The following is a 23,723-nucleotide window of genomic DNA, read 5'->3' on the forward strand; positions in this document are numbered from 1 at the left end:
ATGAGGCGATGCTGCATTTTACCTGCGGCATCATTATCTGGAATAAAATCCTATTGGGATAGGCTCTTAGCCCGACGCAGGAATAGTTGCGTTTATCGACCCGCCCGCCGACATGAAATAAATCAATTGCCGGATTATTCATCAGTAACTGGGTGATGGAAAAATCATTGGTCACCACCGTTAACCGGAAATTTGCCGGAATGCAGCAGGCAATCTCAAAGGTGGTGGTGCCCGCATCCAGATAAATAATGGTGCCTTCGGCAATTCTGCGCATCGCGCACTGGCCGAGTTCTTTCTTGATCTTATGGTTCAGGTATGACTTTTCCTGCCATGGCAGTTCCTGATGCAAAAACTCGCTGAGTCGCACACCGCCGTTGACGCGCAGCACTTTCCCTTCACGTTCCAGCAACGTCGCATCGCGGCGGATGGTCATGTGCGACACATTCATCAGCGACGCCAGTTCGTCGTAATAGGCAATCTGGTTTTCGTGGATGTGCCGGTAAATAAAATCGCGCCGCTCATTTGCACTCAGCATGCTGACCACCCGATAAATTGATTAACCTGATGCCTCTCAATGTTTAACAGTGTAGGCATTTCAATTTCACATTAAAAGTTGCGAAATCACAGAAAAATGATTGGGGATATGGCGGAGTATTTTATATATCTTATTTAATTTTAAGGATAATTTTCGGAAAGTGCCGCAAAGAAATTTTCACATCTGCGTGTGAACTGTGATTCTTTATCGCACAACGTCGCAAAGCGGCGAAAACTGAACAGAATCAGGCAAGGATTCAGGAGGACTGTGGCTTGTGGCTTTGAGGGTAAATTCTATAGTGAAGGGGTCACTATCAACTCAGGAGTTTACCGATGAAAACTGTTGGATTTGCAGCGTACGATCCGAAAAAACCGCTGGCACCCTACGCATTTGAACGTCGCGGCCTGCGTGAAAATGATGTTGCAATGGAGATTTTGTATTGCGGCGTCTGCCATTCTGATTTGCATACCGCCCGGAATGACTGGGGCTGGAGCTATTATCCGATTGTCCCCGGCCATGAAATCGTCGGGCGCGTAACGCAGGTAGGTAATCAGGTTTCCCGCTACAAAGTGGGTGACCACGTTGCCGTCGGTTGTATGGTGGACAGTTGTCAGGAATGTGACCAGTGTAAAAAGGGCGAAGAACAGTTGTGCCGCGAAGGGAACACCGGCACATACGCGGGTTATGACCGTTTTACCAAAGAGCCGACGCAGGGCGGATATTCCAAGCACTTAGTGGTGCGTGAGGAATTTTGCCTGCGGATGCCGGAAGGGTTAGATCTCTCCAAAGCCGCGCCGCTGTTGTGCGCCGGTATCACCACCTGGTCGCCGCTGAAAACCTGGAATGTCGGGCCGGGTAGCCGTGTGGGCGTTATCGGGTTGGGCGGGCTGGGCCACATGGCCGTTAAACTGGCCGTCGGGCTGGGCGCGGATGTCACCGTACTGAGCCGTTCCAATGCCAAAGAAGCTGACGCACTGGCGCTGGGCGCGAGCCGTTTGCTGGTCAGCGCAGACAGTGATGCGATGGCACAGGCGCACGATCACTTCGATTTGATTATCGATACTGTGCCGGTCAGACACGACATCACGCCATATATGCCGCTGCTGGATGTGGACGCGACGCTGGTGCTGGTCGGGCAGGTCGGCCCGATGGAAGAGTTCAACACCGTGCCTCTGCTGCTGGGCCGTCGCCGCGTGGCGGGTTCGCCAATCGGTGGGATCCGCGAAACGCAGGAAATGCTCGACTTCTGCGCTGAGAAAAACATTCTGCCGGACTGCGAGATGATCCGTATGGATGAAATCAACGCGGCATTCGAACGTATGGAAAAAGCGGATGTTCGCTACCGTTTTGTGATTGATATGGCCACGCTGGAAGCCCCGGCGGCAGTCTGATTGCGTGTGATTTTTGCCAAAAAAATGGCCCTGAAAAGAGCCATTCTTCTTTCAGGCCGATGTCAGCACCGGCCTGCTTCTCAGCGGAACGGTGATGAAAATGAGGCAGGCGACCACCAGCCCGATGCCAGTCCAGCCCATTGCGGGCAGGCGTTCGCCGACAATCAGCACTGCCAGAACCGCCGCCACCGCAGGCTCGAGCAGCGTGATAGTGGTCGCCAGGCTGGCCGGAATGCGTGCCAGCGCATAACCGAAACACACATAACCGGTAAACATTGGGATCAGCGCCATGTAAGCGCCGACCGCGGCGTTATTCCACGAAGCCAGCAAGGGCGCGCCGGTCACGAATAACACCGGCATCAGCAACAGGCCACCAAGGCCAAACGTTGCGCCCATCGACACACGCGAAGGAACGCCGCGCTGCATCAGCTGGCGCGCCGCCCACGCATAAAGGGCGTAAGTCAGCCCGGCAACCAGACCGAGCGCCATGCCCGCCAGCGCGTGCGGCTGCTGGCCTGAAAGGGCGTGCGTGCTGCTTTCGGCCAGACATAACAGCACCATTCCGGCCACACCAATGGCCGCGCCCGCCATCCAGCGGCGGGTCAGACGCTGACCCTCGAGCCAATATTCAATCAGCGCAGAAAGCAGCGGGGCGGAACCAATGGAAATCACCGTACCCACCGTCACGCCCGCAAGGTGCATCGAGGCATAAAAAGCCAGCGGATAGATGCCGACGGACAGCCCGCCGGTCAGTAAGATCCGCCAGTGCAAAGTGAGCGCCCGGCGGTGTCTGAGAATGCCGCGTGCGGCAATGGCCGCCTGCAAAAGGCCGCCGATGCCCATCGCCACTGCGCCAATCGCCACCGGGCTGACCTGCGGGGCGAACGTCGCTGCCGTGCCCGTTGAGCCCCATAACACTGAGGCAAAAACCACGGCCAGAATGCCGAGTAACCGTTCTGCAGGCGAGCTTGTCACGGCGCCTCCATCATGGCGTCGGCCATCGCCATCGCCTGACGTACACAGGCACCGTTGCCTTCCAGTCCGGCGCGGGAAATTGCCCCTTCGAGCAGGAATGAAAAATGCCGCGCCAGTAATTGCGCTTTCGCTTCATCGCCGGCAAACAGCTCCAGCAAATGGGCAGACACAATGGATTCCACCTGTTCCTTGTGGCCGCGCACCGCCATTCTTCCGGGCGCACCGGCAGGGAGTTCGGCGGCGGCATTGAGCAGCCCGCAGCCGCGAAATCCGCGCTCGTACGAAAATTCAGCGTGATCGTCATACGCGCGGAAAACCGCCAGCACTTTTTCCTTCGGGCCGGATGCTTCCTCTTCGCGGCGTGCATACAGCGCCAGCCATTCGTCGTGGCGAATGGTGATGTACGTCGCAACCAGTTCCGCTTTTGATTCAAAATTGTTGTAGAGGCTTTTCTTCGCCACGCCCGCTCTTTTCACGATGGCGTCAATGCCCGTAGCGGCGATGCCGTCGTTATAAAACAGGACGCGTGCCGCGCCGAGCAGGCGGTCGCGGGCGCTTTCAGCTGGCGTTTCAGGTTGTGACATAACGTCGCTCTTCTTAGTTAATCATTGAGTAGGTAGCCCAGTCTACCTACTCAATTTCCAAAAAGAAAGAAAACAGAAAACCTGACGTTCCGAAAACGCGGAGACATTACCCGTGCCTTTATCAGGGGAAAAGGACATAATCCGGTAAAAGCCGTGAAGAGACAGCAGGTTGAAGTTGTCCGGCGTACCGCATTGTCGTTAACTTTAGAAGGAATAAAACATGCTTCATGAGTGGCTGAACACCCTGCACATTATCGCAGGGATATTGTGGATCGGCGGAATGCTGGCGATGGCGCTGGTTTCCATAACGTTTTCTAAAACCGTCGGAATACAGGATAACGCGGGCCAAGCGGCGTTGCTCGACACTGTCCGCAAATGGAACCGCTGCGTCACCAGCCCGGCGATGATTGTGCTGTGGATTGCCGGGATTGTGATGATTGTCAGCCACGGCCAGATCCCGCACGCGTGGCTGCTGATTAAGATCCTCGTAGTGTTCTTCCTTTCCGCGCTGCACGGGCTGCTTTCCGGCGATTTACGCAAACGCGCCACCGGGATGCCTGCAAAAAATTACGCATTACTGCGCAATGCCGCGGGAATTATCGCTCTCTGCGTCATCATTATCGGGATTCTGGCGATCATCCGTCCTTTCTGAATCACTGACAGCGTTACAACCGGTCCACGCCACGGCGTGGATTTTTTTTGCCGACAGGAGAGGGAAGCGGGCGCGTGAGGCAATTTTGTAAGGTGACTAATAGTTTCGTATGTTTTGTTACACTCTTCAAAAGGGCGCAATCTTCCCGACAGGCTAAAATACTGTTTTAAAATACGCTGAGCTGTTGATTTAAAAATGAAATGGTTAACAAAAAATGCGCTCTTGTTCTCCGTCAAAACCTGTATAGCGGCATTTTTAGCCTTATATATCGCGCTTGAACTCAATCTCGATAAACCTGCCTGGTCAATGGTTTCGGTTTACGTCATTTCCCAGCTCTATTCTGCCTCGACACTTTCTAAAGCCACGTACCGTTTTCTGGGCACGGTGCTCGGCGGGATTTTCATCTTTCTGGTCTATCCGTTTACGGTCACCGATCCGATGCTATTCAGCCTGAGCGTGTCGCTGTGGGTGGCTTTCTGCCTGTATCTTTCGCTGCACGACCGCACGCCGAAGGGGTACATTTTTATGCTGGCCGGATACAGCGCGGCGATCATGGGATTTGCCGACGTCGATACGCCGCTTTCCATCACTTACACGGTAATTTCGCGCGTCGAAGAGATCACCGTGGCGATTGTCTGTAGTTCGCTGATCCACATGCTGGTGTTCCCGGTGCGTATGCGCAATCTTCTGGAGAGCAGCGTCAGTAACTGGTACGACAGTGCTAAAAAACTCTGTTCTGAGTTGCTGACCGTTACGCCCAAAGAGACGTCGCCTGAGCGCGAACACATTCTGGTGCAGATGGCGAACTACCCCATCAGCGTGGAAACGCTGATTACTCATTGCGTGTTTGAGGGCGATTCCGCGCGCCGGTTAATCCGCCTGGTGACCGCGCAGTATCAGCATTTGTCGTATCTGATCCCGACCCTGACGGCGATTGAAAAACGTCTGAGCCTGCTGGGCGAGCAGGGCATTGCGTTCCCGGATTTTGTCTCCGCGACCTTCAGCCAGTTTTTGCTGTGGCTGAACAGCCCGGAGCAAAGCGGCAATGCGAAGGCGATTCAGGACGATATCCGCGCGTCGCAGGAAAGAATTAAAACGTGCTACGAGCGGGGCGAAATGACGCCGGAAGAAGGGCTGTTGTTTATCGGTTTGCTGGAGCGTTTGCAGAATTTCATTCACATTGCGGAATCATACTTTGGCGTGACCGAACGCGTCAGCCAGTTCAGCAAAGAGAAAAAACGCAGCAAACTCAGGCTCATCAGAAAGCATAAAGATGAAGGGATGATCCTGTTATCGGCCTTCAGCGCCTTTGCCGCCACCATGGTCGGTTGTCTGTTCTGGATCGGCACCGGCTGGCGTGACGGGGCTTCCGCGCCGATGATGGCGGCGGTTATCTGTTCGTTCTTCGCCTCGCTCGACAGCCCGATTGCCTCGATCCACGTCTTTCTCAAAGGCGTGCTGATTGCGATTCTGATCAGCATTGTTTATGCCGCCGTGTTTATTCCGCTGACAGTGACGTTTGAATCACTGATTATCTGCCTCGCGCCGGGTCTGCTGGCGCTCGGGCTGGTGATTGCCAATCCTTCCACCAACTTTATCGGCCTGATTATTGCCACGCAGATCCCCGGTTTTATCGGCATGAGCCATGATTTCAAACCTGACCTGCTGGTGATCGTTAACGCAGCGATTTCCACGCTGGTGGGGATTGTGATTGCATTGCTGACCACGGCACTTATCCGCAATAAACGGCCTTCATGGACGGCAAAACGCGCGTTGCGCAAAGGCATTAAAGAATTATTGCAGTTTACCAATGCGATCAAAATTAACGCGTCGTCACTGCGTGGGCGTCAGCAGTACGTCGCGAGTATGCTCGATAAAGTGAATATTATTTTGCCGCGTAATAAAGTTGATCCGGTGCCGAATGTCGCGCTGGGCGGAAATTTGATTACGGAAATCTGGCTGGGCGTGAATTGCTATGATTTTTATGCCCGCCATCAGGCTATTTTAAAAAGTCATACGCTGGAAACGGACGCGCTGATGTTTGAAATTAATCAGTACATCAAAATGCGGCTGAAAAATATTTATATCGCGCCGCCGCAATCCCTGCTTGAGGAATTAAACCGCGTTTTGTTAAACCTCGAAGCGCTGTGCCGTTCGGACATGACGCTATTTAAACCGCTGTTCCATCTGTTCAATATCCGTTTGGCGCTGTACCCGACGGAACGCTGGCCGGAAGGGCTTGCTGCCTGAAATTTCTCTTCATTTCTGTATAAAAAAACCACGCCTTGACGTGGTTTTTTCACGATCATATTACTTATTTTTTCTTATACACGTCAGCAGTGCCGTGGATTTTATTGTTGGTATTGCCGGACGTTAATACAAAGACCTCACCGCCTTTTTTATCGGCTTTTTTAGACAAGTCTTCAATTGCGCCTGACTGCGAAGTTTTATTCGACGTAGTGACCGAACCGACTTTGGTATATTGCGAGGCGACTTTTTCAAAATCTGCTTTCTTCAATAGCTGAGCAGAAAATGCGCTAAAGGAAAGACCACCGGTTAACGCCACAGCCAGCAACGCGTGAGATATTTTCATTTTTGCCTCAGAAGTATGAGTACCGGAAATCCGGCGGAAGAACATCGTGATACGCCTGTTTTTTAATTACCCTGTTAAGTAATAAGCCGCTGCAAAAACAGCGGTTTATTACGTGATTTAAGTAATAGACAAGGAACGTGATTATTACAAGGCGGAATCACTATTCTTTGCTGAACCCGAGACTGTGTTATTCACCTGTTAATAACCCCATCTAAAATGTTTCATCGCTAATAATTAACTTTGAACCTGATCACATTTATGGTTTTCACCCGCCGCCACCGATTGTCAGACGCGAAAATCCCTCTGATAATGTTACCGATAACATGTTACCGGTAACATTTTTATTTAAGATCCCGTGCCAGGAGCTGAACCGTGAGCCAGAACCAGAACAACAATCAGAATAACAATCGTATTTATATTTTCATGGGCGTATCCGGCAGCGGAAAATCCGCCGTCGCCAACGCCGTTTCACACCAGTTATCCGCCGGTTTTCTTGACGGCGATTTTCTGCACCCGCGCAGCAATATTTCCAAAATGGCCGCAGGCGAGGCGTTAAACGATGACGACCGCGCGCCGTGGCTGGCCGCACTCAACGACGCGGCGTTCGCGATGCAGCGGACCAATAACGTATCGATCATCGTCTGTTCCGCGCTTAAGAAACGCTACCGCGACCGCTTGCGGGCAGGCAACGGCAATCTGTCATTTATCTATCTGCAAGGCGATTTTCCGGTGATCGAGGAACGCATGGCAGCGCGAAAAGGCCATTTCTTTAAGTCACAAATGCTGATTTTTCAGTTCGCCGCGCTGGAGCAGCCAGGGGTTGAAGAGAGCGATGTTATCACCATCAATATCAACCAGCCGCTTGACGATGTCATCGCAGAAACCCTGCAACATATTCAAAGTTTCCAGCAACAGGAGCACTGCGCGTGAATACAGTTACTTTAGTCGGGACAGCGGTCGGGTCGGTTTTACTGCTTCTGTTCCTGGTCATGAAAGTCCGCATGCACGCCTTTGTGGCGCTGATGCTGGTCTCAATCGCCGCCGGGATTTTCTCCGGTATGCCCATTGATACTATTGCCGACACCATGCAAAAAGGCATGGGCAGCACGCTCGGTTTTCTGGCGATCGTAGTGGCGCTGGGCGCGATGTTTGGCAAGATCCTGCATGAAGTCGGCGCGCTCGATCAAATTGCGGCCCATTTACTGAATCGTTTCGGCAAAAACAAAGCCAATTACGCCCTCGGGATTGCCGGGCTGGTGTGCGCGTTGCCGCTGTTTTTCGACGTCGCCATTGTTCTGCTGATCGGCATTGTGTTTGCCGTTGCGCGCCGAACTGACGGCAACATTGTCAGGCTGGCGATCCCGTTGTTTGCCGGTGTTGCCGCAGCCGCCTGTTTCCTGCTTCCGGGGCCGGTGCCGATGCTTCTCGCGTCACAACTTAACGCGGATTTTGGCTGGATGATTGCCATCGGTCTGGTCGCCGCCATTGCCGGCATGCTGATCGCCGGGCCGCTGTACGGCAATTTCATCAGCCGCTATGTGAACTGGCCAATGCCGGTGGAAGAAAATGCGCCGACGCTGAACAAAGACAATCTGCCGTCTTTCGGTTTCAGTCTGGCACTCATCTTATGCCCGCTGGTGCTGGTGGGGATGAAAACCATCGGCGCGCGTTTCGTCACTCAGGGTTCTCATTTGCAGCAATGGCTGGAATTTATAGGCCATCCCTTCACCGCCATTCTGATTGCCTGCCTGATTGTGATTTACGGTCTGGCTAAACCGCGCGGCATGACCAACGAACAAACTCTGGCCATCTGTTCTGCTGCCGTACAACCGGCCGGGATCATCCTGCTGATGACCGGTGCGGGCGGCGTGTTCAAACAAATTCTGGTGGATTCCGGCGTCGGGCCGGCCATCGGTGACGCCATGATTGGCACCGGTTTGCCTATCGCCGTGGCTTGTTTTGCGCTGGCCGCCGTGGTGCGCGTGATTCAGGGGTCGGCGACCGTCGCCTGCCTGACCACCGTCGGCCTGGTTCTGCCGGTGACGCATCAGCTCGGGCTGAACGGCGGGCAACTTGCGGCGCTGGCCATCTGTATCACCGGCGGTTCCATCGTGCTGAGCCACGTGAACGACGCTGGTTTCTGGCTTTTCGGTAAATTTACCGGTGCCAGTGAACTGCAAACGCTGAAAACCTGGACCGTGATGGAAACCCTGCTGGGCACCACCGGCGGGATCATCGGCATGATTGCTTTCACGATGCTTTAAGTAAAGGAGAACGAAATGATTAACGAAACAGTCTCGCGCGTCACGCAGCGGATCATTGAACGCTCCGGCCCGACCCGCGAAGCCTATCTGGCGCGTATGGAATCTGCCCGTTCGAAAACGGTTCACCGTGCGCAGCTGGCCTGCGGCAATCTGGCGCACGGTTTTGCGGCCTGCCAGCCGGATGAGAAAAACGCCCTGAAAAATATGGTTCGCAGCGACATCGCGATTATCACCGCTTACAACGATATGCTCTCCGCGCATCAGCCTTACGAGCATTACCCGCAGCGCCTGAAAGAGGCGCTGAAATCAGTCGGTGCCGTCGGGCAGGTGGCGGGCGGCGTGCCGGCAATGTGTGACGGTGTCACGCAGGGGCAGGACGGTATGGAGCTGTCGCTGATGAGTCGCGATGTGATTGCGATGTCCGCCGCCATTGGCCTGTCGCACAACATGTTCGACGGCGCGCTGTACCTCGGGATTTGCGACAAAATCGTGCCGGGATTAGTCATGGCGGCGTTGTCATTCGGGCATCTTCCGGCGGTCTTTATTCCGGCCGGGCCGATGAGTACCGGTTTGCCGAACAAAGAAAAAGTGCGCGTTCGCCAGCTGTACACCGAAGGCAAAGTCGATCGTCAGGCGCTGCTGGAAGCGGAAGCCGCGTCGTATCACGGTATCGGCACCTGCACGTTTTACGGCACGGCCAATACCAACCAGATGGTGATGGAAGTGATGGGCCTGCATCTGCCGGGCTCGTCATTTGTGCCGCCGGACACCGCATTGCGCGACGCGCTGACCGATTCGGCGGCGTGTCAGGTGACGCGTCTGACCGAAACCAGCGGTAACTATCAGCCGCTCGGGCAGGTGGTGAATGAGAAAACCGTGGTGAACGGGATTGTTTCGCTGCTGGCGACCGGCGGTTCCACCAATCTGACCATGCACTTGGTGGCGATGGCACGCGCGGCGGGCATTATCATTAACTGGGATGATTTCTCTGAACTGTCCGACGCCGTGCCGTTGCTGTGCCGCATTTACCCGAACGGCCCGGCGGATATCAATCAGTTCCAGGCTGCCGGTGGCGTGCAGCTGGTGGTGCGCGAACTGCTTAATCATGGCTTGTTGCATCAGGACGTCAGCACCGTCGCCGGTTTCGGGCTGGAGCGTTACACGCAGGAACCGTGGCTGGATAACGGCGAACTGGCGTGGCGCGAAGGGGCGCAAAGCTCGCTGGATACAAACGTGATCGCCAGCGTTTGCGCGCCGTTCGAACATCACGGCGGCACCAAAGTGTTGTCCGGCAATCTGGGGCGCGCGGTGATGAAAACCTCGGCGGTGCCTGCGGATAACCAGATTATCGAAGCGCCCGCCGTCGTCTTTGAAAGCCAGCACGACATCGTGCCTGCGTTCGAAGCTGGAAAACTTAACCGCGATTGCGTGGTGGTGGTGCGTTTTCAGGGGCCGCAGGCCAACGGCATGCCGGAGTTACACAAATTAATGCCGCCGCTCGGCGTTTTAATGGATCGCGGATTTAAAGTGGCGCTGGTCACCGATGGCCGTTTGTCCGGCGCATCCGGCAAAGTGCCGTCTGCCATCCACGTTACGCCGGAAGCGTATACCGGCGGCATGCTGGCGAAAGTGCAGGACGGCGACATCATCCGCGTGAATGGCCGCACCGGCGAGCTGGCGTTACTGGTGGATGACGCCGGGCTGGCGAAACGCACTGCGTACCAGCCGGATCTGAGTGCCGAACATACCGGCTGTGGCCGTGAGCTTTTCGGTGCCTTGCGCAGCCAGCTTTCCGGCGCGGAACAGGGCGCGTGCTGCATCAAATTTTAATGTCGAAGACGTGAGATAAGAGAAAAAGAACATGAAAAACTGGAAAACAAGCGCTGAACAAATCCTGACATCTGGCCCGGTTGTGCCGGTGATTGTCATCAATAAACTCGAACATGCCGTGCCGCTGGCGAAAGCGCTGGTCGCCGGGGGCGTTCGCGTTCTGGAAGTCACGCTGCGCACCGCCTGCGCGATGGACGCGATCCGTGCGATTGCCCGCGAAGTGCCGGACGCAATTATCGGCGCGGGCACCGTGCTGAATGCGCAGCAGCTGAAAGACGTCACCGACGCAGGCGCGCAGTTTGCGATCAGCCCGGGTCTGACGGATGACCTGCTGAAGGCCGCAATGGCCGGAACCCTTCCGCTGATCCCGGGGATTTCCACCGTGTCCGAACTGATGCTGGGGTTGGATCACGGTTTGCGTGAATTCAAATTCTTCCCGGCAGAAGCCAGCGGAGGCGTGAAAGCGTTGCAGGCGATTGGCGGCCCGTTCCCGCAGGTGCGTTTCTGCCCGACCGGCGGCATTTCACCGGCGAACTACCGGGATTATCTGGCGCTGAAAAGCGTGCTGTGCATCGGCGGTTCATGGCTGGTTCCGGCTGACGCGCTGGAAAGCGGCGATTACGCGCGTATTACCCAGCTGGCGAAAGAAGCCGTGGCGGGTGCAAAACCGTAACGAATAGACGTAGTAATAAAAGGTAAATAGAAAAGCAGGCCCGCAGAGAATCATTTTTGCGGGCCTGCTTTTTTCATTTATAACGCACTTTTTGTTAAAATTGCCTTGCTGATATTAAAGAACACAGCAGTGAATTCTTATTTATGCAGCACTAAACAGGGTTAAAGTTGTTCTCTGAAAGGGGAATCATATATCGTCAATGAATACGGGTTAATAAGGACGATTATAAAGTAAAGTTTCTGATTTCCCATTGTGCAACTGACCGGCTTTGCACGTTGAATGCCGGAAGTTTTCTGGCATATGAAATATGAACTGTGACTTGCATCACTCTTTTTAAAGCGTGGCCGGTAATCGATAAAAGAGTGTTATTTCAACGTTATCGTAATGTGAGAGTGCAATGTGAAATAAGAAAACTCCCCGCGGATCCTTGGGCGTCTGCACAGTGTTATTTCTATTTTCCTTTCTTATACTGATTCAACCCTCTGAAGGTAGCCTTAAATCACAATCATTGCGTCAACAATACGGGTGAATTAAGGGCGTTATTTACCAAAAAACTGCCAAAAGGATTTTTTATTTTAACAGGGATAGAAAACCTCCGGCTTCTGCATTTCACACGTTGACTGAGATTATTTCAAAGCGTGCTGACGCCGGAAAATGTTACAGAGAGGGATAACATGAGTGTTGAATCTGTGGCGTCAGGAAATAAAAAGACGCATGTCCGTTACATTATTCTGCTGATTATTTTCATTATTACCGCCGTTAATTATGCTGACCGCGTGACATTATCTATCGCGGGAACGGAAGTGTCTAAAAATCTGGGATTAGACGTTGTCGATCTGGGCAAGATATTCTCAGCATTTGGAATTTCTTATCTGCTGATGCAACTGCCCGGCGGCTGGCTACTTGACCGGTTTGGCACCATCAAAGTCTATACTTACAGCCTGTTTTTCTGGTCGTTCTTCACGCTGGTGCAGGGCTTTGTCGGCTGGTTCCCGGTGGCATACGCCGTGGGGTCGCTGTTCCTGCTGCAATTCCTGTTAGGTTTTGCGGAAGCCCCGGCGTTTCCGGCCAACGCCCGCATGGTGGCGGCGTGGTTCCCGACGCAGGAACGTGCCACGGCGTCTTCCATCTTCAATGCGGCGCAGTATTTCTCGCTCGCCATTTTCTCGCCTTTTCTCGGCTGGCTGACCTACGCCTGGGGCTGGGAAAACGTGTTTGTGGTGATGGGCGTGATTGGCTTTGTGCTGACGCTGTTTTGGGTGAAGTTTGTCCGTAACCCGCTTGACCATCCCGGTGTTTCAGCCAGCGAGCTGGAATATATCGAGCAGGGCGGAGCGGTGGTGAATATGGATCAGACGAAATCCAAACAGGGCAAACAAGGCCCTAAATGGAATTACGTCCGCCAGCTTCTGAGCAGCAGAATGATGTTAGGCATTTTCTTCGGCCAGTATTTCCTCAACACTATTACCTGGTTCTTCCTGACCTGGTTCCCGATTTATCTGGTGCAGGAAAAAGGCATGTCGATTCTGAAAGTCGGCCTGATTGCCTCTGTTCCGGCCCTGTGCGGTTTCTGCGGCGGTATTCTGGGCGGCGTGGTGTCGGACAATCTGCTCAAGCGTGGCTTCTCATTAACCGCGGCGCGAAAAATTCCGATTGTGTGCGGCATGATCCTGGCGTCCGGAATTATTCTGTGTAACTACACCGACAATAATGTGGTGGTGGTCGGGCTGATGGCGCTGGCCTTCTTCGGCAAAGGCTTCGGGGCGCTGGGCTGGCCGGTGATTGCCGATACCGCACCGAAAGAAATGATCGGCATGTGTGGTGCGATATTTAATATCTTCGGTAACGTTGCTTCTATCGTCACGCCACTGCTCATTGGTTATCTGGTGAAAAATCTGCATTCATTCAACAGTGCGCTGATTTTCGTTGGCTGTTCTGCGCTGATGTCCATGCTCTGCTATCTGCTGGTGGTCGGCGAAATCAAACGCCTCGAATTTAAGAAAGTGTAAGGCCAAAAAAAAGGTGAATGCAGGCTTTCTGCATTCACGCTTTTATCTGCAATCCCGCGCCCGGATTATCCGCAATGTACCCGGTTCCTGCCGCGTCTTTTCGCTTCATACATGGCCGCGTCGGCGTCGTTGTACAACGTATCAAAGCTGCTGTTCTGCTTTCCCCAGCTTACGCCCAGGCTCGCCGTGACCAGCTGATTTGGCAGTAAATCCAGCGGTGACGCGTTGAGCAGCGCGTGAATATAACCGGCGACAATCACCGACTGGGCTTTGGTGTAGCGTGGCAGCAGGATGGTGAACTCCTCGCCGCCGACGCGTCCGATACTGCCCAGCTCCGGCACGGATTGCTCAATGCGCCGGATCAACCCGCATATCACCGCATCGCCCGCCGGATGTCCGTACTGATCGTTAATCGCCTTAAAGTGATCGATATCGAGCAAAATCAGCCCGGCTTCTCCCGCGTTCAGCGCTTTCGTAATCTGATCAATGATGGCGCTGCGGTTATAAACCCGGGTCAGCGGATCATGCGTGGCCTCATATTCCAGCCGTTCGTTGAGCTGGTTCAGATCCCGCTCTGCGCGGTCGCTGCGGCGGATCAGGCGGTAAGATTCGTTCATGATCTTCTGATAATGCGCGGTCAGTTTGACCAGTGCGTCGCGGTAAACTTCTGCATCCAGCCCCTGCGTTTCCGCCAGTTCACGGTTGTCTTGCAGGATGGCGCTTTCTGCCGTGAATAACTCATCTAAGCTCGTCATGGTAGCTTTCCGCGTGGAGGTGGAAGGCGATGGCGGGGAAATCAAGGCTCAGTTCCTGGCCGAATTCTTCGGAAATATCATCCTCAGGGTCGTAATACCAGTGCAGCGTGGTGGCGATCCCGGCGGCAGCGGCGTTGTTCACCGCACTTAACAGGCTGAAAAGCATTTTGGTGCTGGAGCTGTTGAAGTAACTCAGCGCGACGTGGAGCGTCAGCGGCGAGCCGGTGCCCTGAGACTGCGCAGGCACAAAGTTTTCCAGGGCGGTGATCAGCGGACGATAAAAAGCCGCGGCATTTTCCGGATAAGATTCACCGGCCAGCGACAGAGTTCGGCCATCAAAATCAAATTCAACTTCCGGCGTGCAGGAAGTCGCAGGGATGCTGATATTGTTCATAGTGATGCGCTCTTTTTAGATTATGGCTTTCAGATGAAAAGTGGACAGTTCAGAGGCTTCCACCTGATGAAAAGTAAATTCCAGCGGTTCACTGGCATCGCGGGCGAGGGTGAGCAGGCCGATGTTGGCGCCTTTACTCCACACCGGGCTTTCCGCACGCAGCGACGCTTTATAGGTGAGTTTGATTTCGTCGGCGCTCATGGTTCTGATCGTCTCCAGATATTCGCGCAGCCGCACAATATCTTCCGGACGGATCAGGTTGGTGCTTTCGCACACGTACCGGCCATTATCGATGCCCAGCGTGACAGATCCGAAACGCATCTCGTCGTCAGCACGTGCCAGCGCACGGCTGTCCGAGGAGTAACGCAGGATGTTTTGCACCATCTCAATAAAGGTGGAAAACAGTTTGCGGCGGGTGCTGGAGGAGGCTTCATGCTGTTCGAGATACAAACGGATCACTTCGCCCATTGCGGTAATATTGTTTTGCGAGAAAAATCCGGTGTACTGCAATGCCACCACGTCGTAATGCGGCGCACTGAACGGTCCGGTAAAAACGGGTTCGCTGGTCATAAATAAACTCTACGGTTGCCGGCCCCTGAGGCCACAATAACGAAAACCTAAAAAGGTCATATCATCGCGACGTTGCTGATTGCCCTGCCAGTCGAGATAGGCCTGCATCATCGCTGCCGACAGCTCGGGCACGGGCGCTAAACGGTGCTGTTCGAGCAGCGTTTTCACCTTTTTCTTCCCGAACATGATGTTGCGTTTACCGCCAACCTGATCGGTCAGGCCATCGGTATAAATAAACAGTAAATCCTGCGCATTGAGCGGGGTTTCATGCAGCGTCCAGCGGTAATCAGCGGGCGTTTCGGTATACCCCACCCCCATCCGGTCGGCACTCAGCGCCACCGCTTCTTCGCCTGCGGCCGGTAACAGGAAACCGGAAAGGCGCGCACCGGCCCAGATCAGCCGCGGATCCTGCGGGTCGATAAACGCCGCCATCGCATCGCAGCCGTCGTTGGATGTGGAAGTCTGATTCGACTCTTCGGATTGCCCGAGCGTCTGTTTGATAAACTGGTTCACATGGCCGAGCAGTAAATCCGGGCGGTTGGCCGGGCATTCCTGCAAGGACTTATCCAGCGCCGACGACAGGATCACGGTCATGAACGCGACCGGCACGCCGTGGCCGGTGCAGTCAGCGACAAACAACAGCCAGCCGCCCTCAACTTCATGAAACGCATAAAAATCGCCACCCACCAGATCCCGGGGCTGCCACACCAGGCTCCAGTCTTTGAGCTGCGCCGTCAGCGTTTTATGTGACTTGTTCAGCATCGATTCCTGGATCACGCGCGCATACTCAATACTTTGCATGATTTGCTGATGCTGCTGCGTCTGGACGTTCGACACCGTTTTGATGACGTCGATCCCCAGCCCCATGCCGATGTAATGGCCGCCGGTGGTCAGAATAAATCCGTCCGTTACCGAGCGATCGCCGGACTCCACCATCTTCTGCGCCAGTTCATCGAGCGTACTTTCTGAATCAATCACCAGCGGATGCTTATCCATAAACGCGATACAGCTTTTCCGGTCATACAGTTCGCGAAAATAAGGGCGGGCCATCTGGGAAAGAAAGATATGGCGGTTGATCAGGCCGAACGGACGGTTGTCCTCGATAACGGGCAGGCTGATCAGCGAATGGTGCCGGGTGAATAATTCCATCACTTTCAGATTGTCACTTTCCGGGGTGACAAAGGGGACATCAATACACAATTCCCGGGCAGTTAAAGAACGGGAACTGGGCGTAAATTGTCTTTGCAAATAGCCTGAGCGTTCCATGTTGACAGATCCGGTCACGATAAAGATGAACAGATTACTGCGGAAATATTTCAGTTCATCGGTGCCATTAAGAAAATTCCGAATAACAGATAATAAAAACATTTCTTTACGGCAAACGCCGACATTCATGCACCCCGAAAGCCCGCTTTAAGAAAATCTTAATGAAACGTCTCTAGGATGATTATTACCTCGTAATCGTTTTGCCTGTTTTCTCACGGTGCTGACCGCCGGAAATCACCGGTCACATCACGCCAGCGCTTAAAAAATGAAGGGGCATCATCATGGCTTTAAGCACCGCATTAACCGCCACCTTTGGCGGTTTCCTGATTACGCTGCAATTCACCTCTCTGGCAATCGCTTACTGGCGAATGCGCCGGGGCGTCCGGCGGGATGAAACCCGGGAAACTTCAGAATTTATCGCACTGGTACGGCCGCTGTGCGGGCTTAACGCCTTTGAAGAGGAAACGCTGCGTTCCAGCTTTCATCAGGATTATCCCGGTTACGAAATTGTGTTCTGCGTGGCCTCGCGGTTTGATCCGGTGATCCCGCTGGTGGAAAAACTGATCGCTGAATATCCGCATCAGCGTGCGCGTTTGCTGACCGGTGATGACAAAATATCGGCGAATCCGAAGGTGAACAATCTCAACAAAGCGTGGGAAAACACCACTGCCGGTATTGTGGCGATGGCGGACAGCAACCTGCTTTTTCCGCCGGATTATCTGCGTTCGCTGGTAAATACTTTTGACGCGAAAACCGGGATGGTCAGTTCGCCTGCGACCGGCATTTGCCCGGAAAATATCTGGGGCGCGGTGGAAGCTGCAATGCTCAACACGCATCAGGCGCGCTGGCAGTATCTGTCTGATTTTCTCGGTAACGGTTTTGCACAGGGGAAAACGCTGTGCTGGCGGCGCGAGGTGCTCGATAATGGCGGCGGCATGGCGGCCTTGGGCAGTGAAATGGCGGAAGACGTGGCCTCAACCAAGCTGGTGAGACGCGCCGGGCTGAAAGTGCGTCTACCGGCGCAGCCTTTTGCCCAGCCCGTCGGGCATCGCACGCTGGACGCGGTCTGGAGCAGGCAATTACGCTGGGCGCGTATCCGTCGTGCCGGATTTTTCTGGCTGTTCGTGCCCGAAATTATTATGGGTTTTCTGCCCGCGCTGGCCGCCGTCACCTGGCTGACCGCCGCCGGTGATTTGCCGCTGTTCGCACCGCCAGCGCTGTTTGTGTTGTGGTTTAGCGGTGAATGGGCGCTGGCAAAAGCGCTCGGCTGGCCGCATCAGCTGAGGGATATTCTGGCGATGTGTCTGCGGGATATCATGATGCCCGCGCTGTGGTTAGGCTGCTGGGCAGGGCGCGGTTTTACCTGGCGCGGCAATCCTTCAGGCGAAAAACGCCTCGCCGGTGGAACAAAGTTAACCGGTAAAATAAAACTATCAGGTAAAAAACAACCCGTGCCTGTGAGTCAGTCGCCGGGAAAATAAGGACCGTATGTTTGCTCTTGAAACCCTTGAATCACTGATTAAAGCGCACGGATTGCTGTTTCTGACGCCGCTGGCCATTATCGAAGGGCCGGTGGTGACGGTGCTTGCCGGTTATTTTGTCCGCCTCAACTATTTCAGTTTATCCGTCATCTTCGCCGTGGTGATGGCGGGAGAAATTCTCGGGGATATTCTTTTTTACTCACTGGGGCGCTGGGTGATCGGGCCGGACGGACAACCGCCCGGCTGGCTGGCGCGTCTGGGGCTGACGCAGCCCAGACTGGAAAAGATGGTGCGCAGTTTTGACAGCAAAGGCGGGCGGTTGCTGGTGTTAGCCAAGCTGACCCATTCCGCCGGAGCGCTGGTGCTGACCGGCGCGGGCATGGCGCGGATGTCGCTTATCCCGTTTTTGTTCTACAACATCATCGCCGCCATTCCCAAGAGCCTGTTTCTGCTGGCGATCGGCTGGATGTTCGGCGACATCATCGCGCAGGTGAACAACTGGATCCTGTACGTCTCGCTCGGGCTGCTTATCGTGCTGGTTGCCGCGGGCATCATGTGGATGAGGAGCAAAGAATGATCACCGTCAGTTGCATTATCCCGGCGTGTAATGAAGCGACGCGTATCGGCAAAGTGCTGGATGTCGTGCGCAACCATCCCTTGCTGTTTGAGATTATCGTGGTGGATGACGGTTCAGCGGATAACACCGCAGACGTGGCGCGGGAAAAGGGCGTTCGCGTGGTCAGGCTGGCAAAAAATCAGGGTAAAAGCCACGCGGTGGCGGAAGGCATTGCGGCCGCAAGGGGCAGCCATCTGTTGATGCTGGATGCCGATCTCATGGGGCTGAACGAGTGCGATATCACCCGGCTGGTTCAGCCGGTAATACAAAATCAGGCGGATGTGACTATCAGTCTGAGGCGTAACAGCCCGTGGATCTGGCGGTGTATCGGGCTGGATTATATTTCCGGCGAGCGGGTGTTTGCGCGCGAACTGCTGGCAACGCGGCTGGACGAAATCCGCGCTTTGCCGCATTTCGGGCTGGAAGTCTGGATCAACCGGTTGTGGATCGCCGCCGGATTTCGCGTACAGGTGGTCAGCTGGAAGGGCGTTATCAGCCCGTACAAAGCCGCTAAAATGGGCTGGCTGCGCGGTTTAATGGCGGATGTGTCGATGATGCGGGATATCTTCCGCACCATTACGTTGCGGGAATCTGTACAACAAATCATCAGCCTCAGACGCCGTAGTCAGGCATGACGTTGGCCTGAATGTTAACGATAATTTTCTGCGCCGCTACCTTCACTTTGACATTTTTCTTCTCTGTTTATTATTTGGTTACAAATAAAGCACTCTTTACACTATATTCTTAATTTCACATTACTCTGTTGCAAATCCTCATACTCCATTTCTTCCTTCCTGTTCGGGCAACTGATATCAATTATCATTAATAATTGATAATGCTTCTTGTTGCCGCGGAGTCAGCCCTTTGTTAGCCACTTTTATTATCGGACTTCGTGAAGGTTTAGAAGCCGCGCTTATCGTCGGGATCATTGCGGCGTTTCTCCGTAAGAATGGCAAAAGTCTGACCGCGATGTGGGTCGGCGTGGTGCTTGCCGTGGTGCTTTCTGTGGTGGTCGGTGTGGCGCTGGATCTGACCGAACGCGCGCTGCCGCAGGCGGGGCAGGAAGGGATGGAATCGGTGATTGGCGGCGTCGCCGTCTTCTTCGTCACCGGCATGATTTTGTGGATGAACACACACGCCCACAACATGAAGAAAGAGCTGGAAAGCGAGGCCGCGCAGGCGATCAGCCAGTCGGGCGCCTGGGCGCTGGCGAGCATGGCATTTCTGGCCGTGCTTAAAGAGGGTTTTGAAACCAGCGTTTTCCTGCTGGCTACTTTCTCGGTGGCGCAGTCGGCGGCCTGGGCTGCCGCCGGGGCGGTTATCGGCCTGCTGGTGGCGGTATTTATCGGCTGCGGGATTTATTACGGCGGCATCCGCATCAACCTTTCCCGCTTCTTCCGCTTCACCGGCCTGTTCCTGATTTTCGTCGCCGGTGGCCTGATTATTACCTCACTGATGACCGCGCACGAAGCGGGCTGGCTCAACATCGGGCAGCAGCGCGTTGCCGATCTCACCTGGCTGGTGCCGCCTGGCACGGTTCGTTCGGCGCTGATCACCGGCGTTCTGGGCATTCCTGCCGCTCCGAACCTGATTGAAACTTTTGGCTGGGTGCTCTACATCGCGATTGTCACGGTGATGATTTACTGGCCCGCAAACCGTCGTCCTTCTCCAAAAGTTGCTGCCCGCACGTTGCTGGCGTCCGCCGCAGTACTGGCGCTGGCGGCCATTTCTCTGTTGCTGTTTTATCCCACTTTTACGCTTCAGGTGCCGGATACCGCGCCGCTGGTCAGCAATGACGCGCAAAACGCCGCAGGGCAGTTACAGCTTCTGCCGGTGGCCGGAAACGGTTATCAGCTGAGTGTAAAAACGGCCAGCGGCGGTACCACCCTGATTAACCTGCCTGCGGATGCGGCAACGGCGGGCAGCCAGGCCGGAATGCCAGCGGATGAATGGACGGTTAAAAGTACGTATTCGCCGCCGGGCGCACCGGCGATTCTGGATCTCGATGCGGTGGTGGCGTTGTACGGCAACCGTATCCCCATCGGGCTGGATCCGGCGCAGCATCCGGGGCCGTATCAGGCGGCGTGGACGCTTCACTGCAACGTTCAGGTTTCCGTGGCGCAGGGCGTTTTGCTCGGGGCCAGCGCGCAGGCCGACGAAGTGATCACGCTTTCAGGCAGCGGCCTGCAATCTCCGCGCACCGTCACGGCGCGCCATCCTACGGCAGCGGCGTCCGACTGTAACTGGCAGGTGAGCGGCGCGTATCAGCAGAGCGTTTCTGACGCGCTGCAACAGATGCAAACTTATCAGGATACTTACCGTTTTTGGGCTGTCATGTTGCCTGTTCTTCTGGTGGCGCTGGCCCTTATTTTTGTCATCTCTGCATTACGGGTTCTCTTGAAACTCCGCAATGAACGGCTTTCTGTTTCGGGTAAAGACGGCCTGTCATTCGGTTCCCCATTACACACTGGCTTGCCAAAAAATAAATAAAGGATAGGAAACTTATGCGCATTAAGACGTTTAAGAAAAAAGAATCTCTGATGACGGCCGCGGGTCTGACGGCATTGCTGATGTTTTCCGTGGAAGCGCCTGCCAATGCGGCATCAGCGGCTCCGGTGAAAAACGGCGTTTCTGAAGTGAATATCACCATGACCAGCGCTGCAGAGGGCACCTGCGTAGTGGATCACGATTCTGCGAAAGCCGGCCCGGTGACGTTTAACGTGGTGAACAAAACCGCGACGGCGATCACCGAATTAGAGCTGCTGAGCAACAACCGTATTCTGGGCGAAAAAGAGAACCTCGCGCCGGGGCTGCCAGCGGTGAAATTCACCCTGACGCTCGATGGCGGCAAATACCAAATCTATTGCCCGGGCGCGAAACGTGAACTGATCGACTTCACCGTGACCGGCAAAAGCGCCGCGCAGCCGCAGGGCAGCACCGCCACCATTCTGGCGCAGGGCACCAAAGATTACGCGACCTATGTGAATGGCGTGGTGGACGCGATGGTCGTGGCCGTTAACCGCCTGAAAGCGGATATCGATGCCGGCGATCTGGCGACGGCCAAAGCTGATTACGCCAAAGCGCGTCCGTTCTACGAACGTATCGAATCTGACGTGAACGGTTTTATTCTGCCGGGCTTCAAGGCGACCGATAACGCCGGGAATCTGGATTATCTGATCGACATGCGTGCCTCCAATCTGGATCCGAAAGCGGGCTGGCACGGCTTCCACGCCATCGAACGTGACCTGTTCGGTCAGGGCAAAATCACCGCCGAAACCAAACAAACGTCCACCGAATTGCAGCAGAACGTGGTGCGTCTGGACGCGCTGACCAAAGCGCTGACCTACAAACCGGAAGATCTGGCTAACGGCGCAGCCGACCTGCTGGAAGAAGTGCAAAACACCAAAATCAACGGGGAAGAAGAGGCATTCAGCCACTTCGATCTGGTGGATTTCGCCGGTAACGTCGAAGGCGCGCAGCAGGCATTTGCTTACCTGCAACCGGGTCTGGAAAAAATTGATCCGGAGCTGACTAAACAGGTTGCCGCGCAGTTTGCTGCCGTTCACGACATGCTGGAAACCTATCGTGATCCTAAAGTCCCGGGCGGATACAAATACTACACGGCTGAACTGAAAGCGTCTGATGCCGCCAAACTGAGCCGCACCATTCAGGCGTTGCAGGAACCACTGTCCAAAATCGCTGAGAAAGTGGCGGCGAATAAAGGAGCCTGATGAATGAGCGACAAACTCCATCCGGCCAGGGAGGCCGGTAAGTTTTCTCGTCGTGAATTGCTGAAAGGAGCAGTGGCTGGCGCCAGTGCTCTGGCTATTCCAACGGTCAGCTATGCGCACGGGCAGGCCACGGCCGCCCGCGACCCGGAAGATAAAATTGACCTTTCCCGTCAGTATTCTTTTTACGGTCACGAAGGACAGGTGGGGATCAGCACGCCGCCGCAGCGTCATATCATGTATATGACGTTTGATCTGACAACGTCTGCGCGTCAGGACTTGCAGGTTCTGCTGGCGCGCTGGTCGTCGGCAATTGCGCAGCTGATGAAAGGCGGCACCATCGGTCAGGTTGAACCTGCCCGTGACAGCGGCGTCGGGATGGATACCGGTGAGGCAATGGATCTCGGCCCGGCGTCACTGACGGTGACCGTCGGTCTGGGGCCGCGCGTCTTCACGGACACCTTCGGGCTGACGCAGCACAAACCGGTGCTGATGCGTAACCTGATGCAGTTGCCGAGTGACGATATGCAGCCGGAACTGACCGGCGGTGATTTGTCATTACAGGCCTGTGCGGACGATCCGCAGGTGGCGTATCACGCCATCCGCGATCTGGCGCGTATTGCCAAAAGCACCGGCGCAGCCCAAACCCGCTGGACGGTCATGGGCTTTGGTCGTGCGTCTGCGGGAAAAGGGCAGTCCACGCCGCGCAATCTGTTCGGCTTCAAGGACGGCACGCGCAACATCACCGAGAAAGCTGATTTCGACAAATATGTCTGGATCAAAGACGGTGGCCCCGCGTGGCAGCAAAACGGCAGTTATCAGGTCGTGCGTAAAATCAAAATTCACATTGAAAGCTGGGACACCGATCGCGTCAGTGATCAGAACAATGTGTTCGGACGCCACAAAGTTTCCGGTGCGCCGTTAACCGGCACAAAGGAATTTGATACGCCTGATTTTAAGAAGAAGGATGCAGACGGAAACCTGATCATTCCGGCGACCGCGCACATCAGTCTGGCGTCGCATGAAAATAATCAGGGCATCAAAATCTTACGCCGTTCTTACAACTACACGGACGGTCTGAATAACATGGCGCAGCTGGACGCCGGCCTGTTGTTTATCAGTTATCAGAAAGATCCCGCGCAGTTTGAAGCGCTGCAAACCCGTCTGGGTTCTTCCGATGCGCTGAACGAATACATTTCCCACATCGGTTCGGGGATCTTCTTTGTGCCGCCTGCGCCGAAAGAAGGGTCGTATATCGGCGCGGAAATGTTCGAATCCTGAAAATTTGCCTCAACGGTTTTACGCTGAACCTCTTGCAATCAGCGTAAAACCGATATCCACCACGCTTTGCGCCACCGGCAATCCTTCAATTTTATCTGCCAGCAACGTGGCGGCCTGCTGTCCGAT

22 protein-coding genes and 1 pseudogene are annotated in these 23,723 nt (G+C 54.7%); 14 read left to right on the forward strand and 9 right to left on the reverse strand.

Features of this window, described 5'->3' with window-relative positions; genetic code table 11:
• The coding region (locus J8X26_RS19315) for a DeoR/GlpR family DNA-binding transcription regulator (RefSeq protein WP_208951648.1) at positions 1-535 on the reverse strand (535 nt) is incomplete at its 3' end.
• 332 nt (positions 536-867) lie between these two features.
• On the opposite strand from J8X26_RS19315, the gene J8X26_RS19320 reads away from it, so the two are divergent.
• Entirely contained in the window at positions 868-1,926 is a 1,059-nt protein-coding gene (locus tag J8X26_RS19320; RefSeq protein WP_208951649.1) for an NAD(P)-dependent alcohol dehydrogenase, read from the forward strand.
• Between the two features lie 51 nt (positions 1,927-1,977).
• Here the strand turns inward: J8X26_RS19320 and J8X26_RS19325 are convergent, their stop codons facing one another.
• A complete protein-coding gene (locus J8X26_RS19325) occupies positions 1,978-2,901 on the reverse strand; it encodes a DMT family transporter (protein WP_165057719.1) in 924 nt (307 codons plus the stop codon).
• Positions 2,898-3,485 (reverse strand): TetR/AcrR family transcriptional regulator, encoded by a 588-nt coding sequence (locus tag J8X26_RS19330; RefSeq protein ID WP_152327139.1) that lies wholly within the window; start codon positions 3,483-3,485, stop codon positions 2,898-2,900. Before J8X26_RS19330 ends, J8X26_RS19325 begins: the two co-directional genes overlap by 4 nt.
• 220 nt (positions 3,486-3,705) lie before the next feature.
• Between J8X26_RS19330 and J8X26_RS19335 the strand changes: the two genes are divergently transcribed.
• On the forward strand, positions 3,706-4,137 hold the full coding sequence (locus J8X26_RS19335) for a CopD family protein (protein WP_152327140.1): 432 nt from the start codon (positions 3,706-3,708) through the stop codon (positions 4,135-4,137).
• Between the two features lie 195 nt (positions 4,138-4,332).
• Entirely contained in the window at positions 4,333-6,387 is a 2,055-nt protein-coding gene (locus tag J8X26_RS19340; RefSeq protein WP_208951650.1) for an FUSC family protein, read from the forward strand.
• Positions 6,388-6,451: 64 nt separating this feature from the next.
• On the opposite strand, the gene yahO is transcribed toward J8X26_RS19340, so the two are convergent.
• Positions 6,452-6,730, reverse strand: a complete 279-nt coding sequence (gene yahO, locus J8X26_RS19345; RefSeq protein WP_208951651.1) for a DUF1471 family periplasmic protein YahO — start codon at positions 6,728-6,730, stop codon at positions 6,452-6,454.
• 372 nt (positions 6,731-7,102) lie between these two features.
• Here yahO and gntK point away from each other — a divergent pair, with 372 nt between their 5' ends.
• The 5 genes from gntK to J8X26_RS19370 all read left to right on the forward strand — a co-directional run bounded on the left by gntK (position 7,103) and on the right by J8X26_RS19370 (position 13,506).
• Positions 7,103-7,660, forward strand: coding sequence for a gluconokinase (gntK, locus tag J8X26_RS19350; protein ID WP_307803484.1), 558 nt, complete (start codon positions 7,103-7,105; stop codon positions 7,658-7,660).
• The gene (gene gntU, locus J8X26_RS19355) at positions 7,657-8,994 is read left to right on the forward strand and encodes a gluconate transporter (protein ID WP_152327143.1); all 1,338 of its coding nucleotides are present in this window, start codon (positions 7,657-7,659) and stop codon (positions 8,992-8,994) included. Before gntK ends, gntU begins: the two co-directional genes overlap by 4 nt.
• A 15-nt stretch (positions 8,995-9,009) precedes the next feature.
• Entirely contained in the window at positions 9,010-10,824 is a 1,815-nt protein-coding gene (gene edd, locus J8X26_RS19360; protein WP_208951652.1) for a phosphogluconate dehydratase, read from the forward strand.
• Between the two features lie 31 nt (positions 10,825-10,855).
• A complete protein-coding gene (locus J8X26_RS19365) occupies positions 10,856-11,497 on the forward strand; it encodes a bifunctional 4-hydroxy-2-oxoglutarate aldolase/2-dehydro-3-deoxy-phosphogluconate aldolase (RefSeq protein ID WP_208951653.1) in 642 nt (213 codons plus the stop codon).
• A gap of 674 nt (positions 11,498-12,171) precedes the next feature.
• Positions 12,172-13,506 (forward strand): MFS transporter, encoded by a 1,335-nt coding sequence (locus J8X26_RS19370; RefSeq protein ID WP_152327146.1) that lies wholly within the window; start codon positions 12,172-12,174, stop codon positions 13,504-13,506.
• Between the two features lie 65 nt (positions 13,507-13,571).
• Here J8X26_RS19370 and J8X26_RS19375 read toward each other — a convergent pair whose 3' ends face one another.
• From J8X26_RS19375 to J8X26_RS19390, 4 genes are read right to left on the reverse strand one after another with little or no spacing between them, the layout of a single operon-like run.
• Positions 13,572-14,261 (reverse strand): GGDEF domain-containing protein, encoded by a 690-nt coding sequence (locus J8X26_RS19375; RefSeq protein WP_152327147.1) that lies wholly within the window; start codon positions 14,259-14,261, stop codon positions 13,572-13,574.
• Entirely contained in the window at positions 14,245-14,655 is a 411-nt protein-coding gene (locus J8X26_RS19380) for a DUF1987 domain-containing protein (protein ID WP_152327148.1), read from the reverse strand. The genes J8X26_RS19375 and J8X26_RS19380 overlap by 17 nt, the downstream gene beginning before the upstream one ends.
• A 15-nt stretch (positions 14,656-14,670) precedes the next feature.
• Positions 14,671-15,225, reverse strand: coding sequence for a SiaB family protein kinase (locus J8X26_RS19385; protein ID WP_152327149.1), 555 nt, complete (start codon positions 15,223-15,225; stop codon positions 14,671-14,673).
• 9 nt (positions 15,226-15,234) lie between these two features.
• Entirely contained in the window at positions 15,235-16,491 is a 1,257-nt protein-coding gene (locus J8X26_RS19390) for a SpoIIE family protein phosphatase (RefSeq protein WP_208951654.1), read from the reverse strand.
• Positions 16,492-16,772: 281 nt separating this feature from the next.
• On the opposite strand from J8X26_RS19390, the gene J8X26_RS19395 reads away from it, so the two are divergent.
• The 6 genes from J8X26_RS19395 (at position 16,773) to efeB (ending at position 23,597) form a co-directional block, all read left to right on the forward strand.
• Complete coding sequence (locus J8X26_RS19395) at positions 16,773-17,972, forward strand: ceramide glucosyltransferase (RefSeq protein WP_208951655.1); 1,200 nt, start codon at positions 16,773-16,775, stop codon at positions 17,970-17,972.
• A 7-nt stretch (positions 17,973-17,979) separates the two neighbouring features.
• Positions 17,980-18,549, forward strand: coding sequence for a DedA family protein (locus tag J8X26_RS19400; protein WP_152327152.1), 570 nt, complete (start codon positions 17,980-17,982; stop codon positions 18,547-18,549).
• Positions 18,546-19,223, forward strand: a complete 678-nt coding sequence (locus tag J8X26_RS19405; RefSeq protein WP_165057698.1) for a glycosyltransferase family 2 protein — start codon at positions 18,546-18,548, stop codon at positions 19,221-19,223. The genes J8X26_RS19400 and J8X26_RS19405 overlap by 4 nt, the downstream gene beginning before the upstream one ends.
• Before the next feature lie 229 nt (positions 19,224-19,452).
• Positions 19,453-21,078: an iron uptake transporter permease EfeU gene (efeU, locus tag J8X26_RS19410; protein WP_208951656.1), complete on the forward strand. Its 1,626-nt coding sequence runs from the start codon at positions 19,453-19,455 to the stop codon at positions 21,076-21,078.
• Between the two features lie 14 nt (positions 21,079-21,092).
• Entirely contained in the window at positions 21,093-22,319 is a 1,227-nt protein-coding gene (efeO, locus tag J8X26_RS19415; RefSeq protein WP_208951657.1) for an iron uptake system protein EfeO, read from the forward strand.
• Positions 22,320-22,322: 3 nt separating this feature from the next.
• Positions 22,323-23,597 carry an iron uptake transporter deferrochelatase/peroxidase subunit gene (efeB, locus tag J8X26_RS19420; RefSeq protein WP_208951658.1) on the forward strand — a complete coding sequence of 425 codons (1,275 nt, stop codon included), beginning with the start codon at positions 22,323-22,325 and terminating at the stop codon, positions 23,595-23,597.
• An 18-nt stretch (positions 23,598-23,615) separates the two neighbouring features.
• On the opposite strand, the pseudogene J8X26_RS27705 reads toward efeB, so the two are convergent.
• Positions 23,616-23,723: pseudogene (locus J8X26_RS27705) on the reverse strand (GntR family transcriptional regulator); the annotation flags it as partial.

The sequence above is a fragment of the Rahnella sp. ChDrAdgB13 genome (genome assembly GCF_017655185.1).
In the GTDB taxonomy this organism is placed as follows: domain Bacteria; phylum Pseudomonadota; class Gammaproteobacteria; order Enterobacterales; family Enterobacteriaceae; genus Rahnella; species Rahnella contaminans.

Coding starts and splice junctions, on each gene's coding strand:
- J8X26_RS19320 (WP_208951649.1), top strand. CDS start 868: ATGAAAACTGTTGGATTTGCAGCGTACGATCCGAAAAAACCGCTGGCA.
- J8X26_RS19365 (WP_208951653.1), top strand. CDS start 10,856: ATGAAAAACTGGAAAACAAGCGCTGAACAAATCCTGACATCTGGCCCG.
- J8X26_RS19370 (WP_152327146.1), top strand. CDS start 12,172: ATGAGTGTTGAATCTGTGGCGTCAGGAAATAAAAAGACGCATGTCCGT.
- J8X26_RS19400 (WP_152327152.1), top strand. CDS start 17,980: ATGTTTGCTCTTGAAACCCTTGAATCACTGATTAAAGCGCACGGATTG.
- J8X26_RS19330 (WP_152327139.1), bottom strand. CDS start 3,485: ATGTCACAACCTGAAACGCCAGCTGAAAGCGCCCGCGACCGCCTGCTC.
- J8X26_RS19390 (WP_208951654.1), bottom strand. CDS start 16,491: ATGGAACGCTCAGGCTATTTGCAAAGACAATTTACGCCCAGTTCCCGT.
- edd (WP_208951652.1), top strand. CDS start 9,010: ATGATTAACGAAACAGTCTCGCGCGTCACGCAGCGGATCATTGAACGC.
- J8X26_RS19395 (WP_208951655.1), top strand. CDS start 16,773: ATGGCTTTAAGCACCGCATTAACCGCCACCTTTGGCGGTTTCCTGATT.
- J8X26_RS19385 (WP_152327149.1), bottom strand. CDS start 15,225: ATGACCAGCGAACCCGTTTTTACCGGACCGTTCAGTGCGCCGCATTAC.
- J8X26_RS19340 (WP_208951650.1), top strand. CDS start 4,333: ATGAAATGGTTAACAAAAAATGCGCTCTTGTTCTCCGTCAAAACCTGT.
- J8X26_RS19405 (WP_165057698.1), top strand. CDS start 18,546: ATGATCACCGTCAGTTGCATTATCCCGGCGTGTAATGAAGCGACGCGT.
- efeO (WP_208951657.1), top strand. CDS start 21,093: ATGCGCATTAAGACGTTTAAGAAAAAAGAATCTCTGATGACGGCCGCG.
- J8X26_RS19380 (WP_152327148.1), bottom strand. CDS start 14,655: ATGAACAATATCAGCATCCCTGCGACTTCCTGCACGCCGGAAGTTGAA.
- efeB (WP_208951658.1), top strand. CDS start 22,323: ATGAGCGACAAACTCCATCCGGCCAGGGAGGCCGGTAAGTTTTCTCGT.
- yahO (WP_208951651.1), bottom strand. CDS start 6,730: ATGAAAATATCTCACGCGTTGCTGGCTGTGGCGTTAACCGGTGGTCTT.
- J8X26_RS19335 (WP_152327140.1), top strand. CDS start 3,706: ATGCTTCATGAGTGGCTGAACACCCTGCACATTATCGCAGGGATATTG.
- J8X26_RS19375 (WP_152327147.1), bottom strand. CDS start 14,261: ATGACGAGCTTAGATGAGTTATTCACGGCAGAAAGCGCCATCCTGCAA.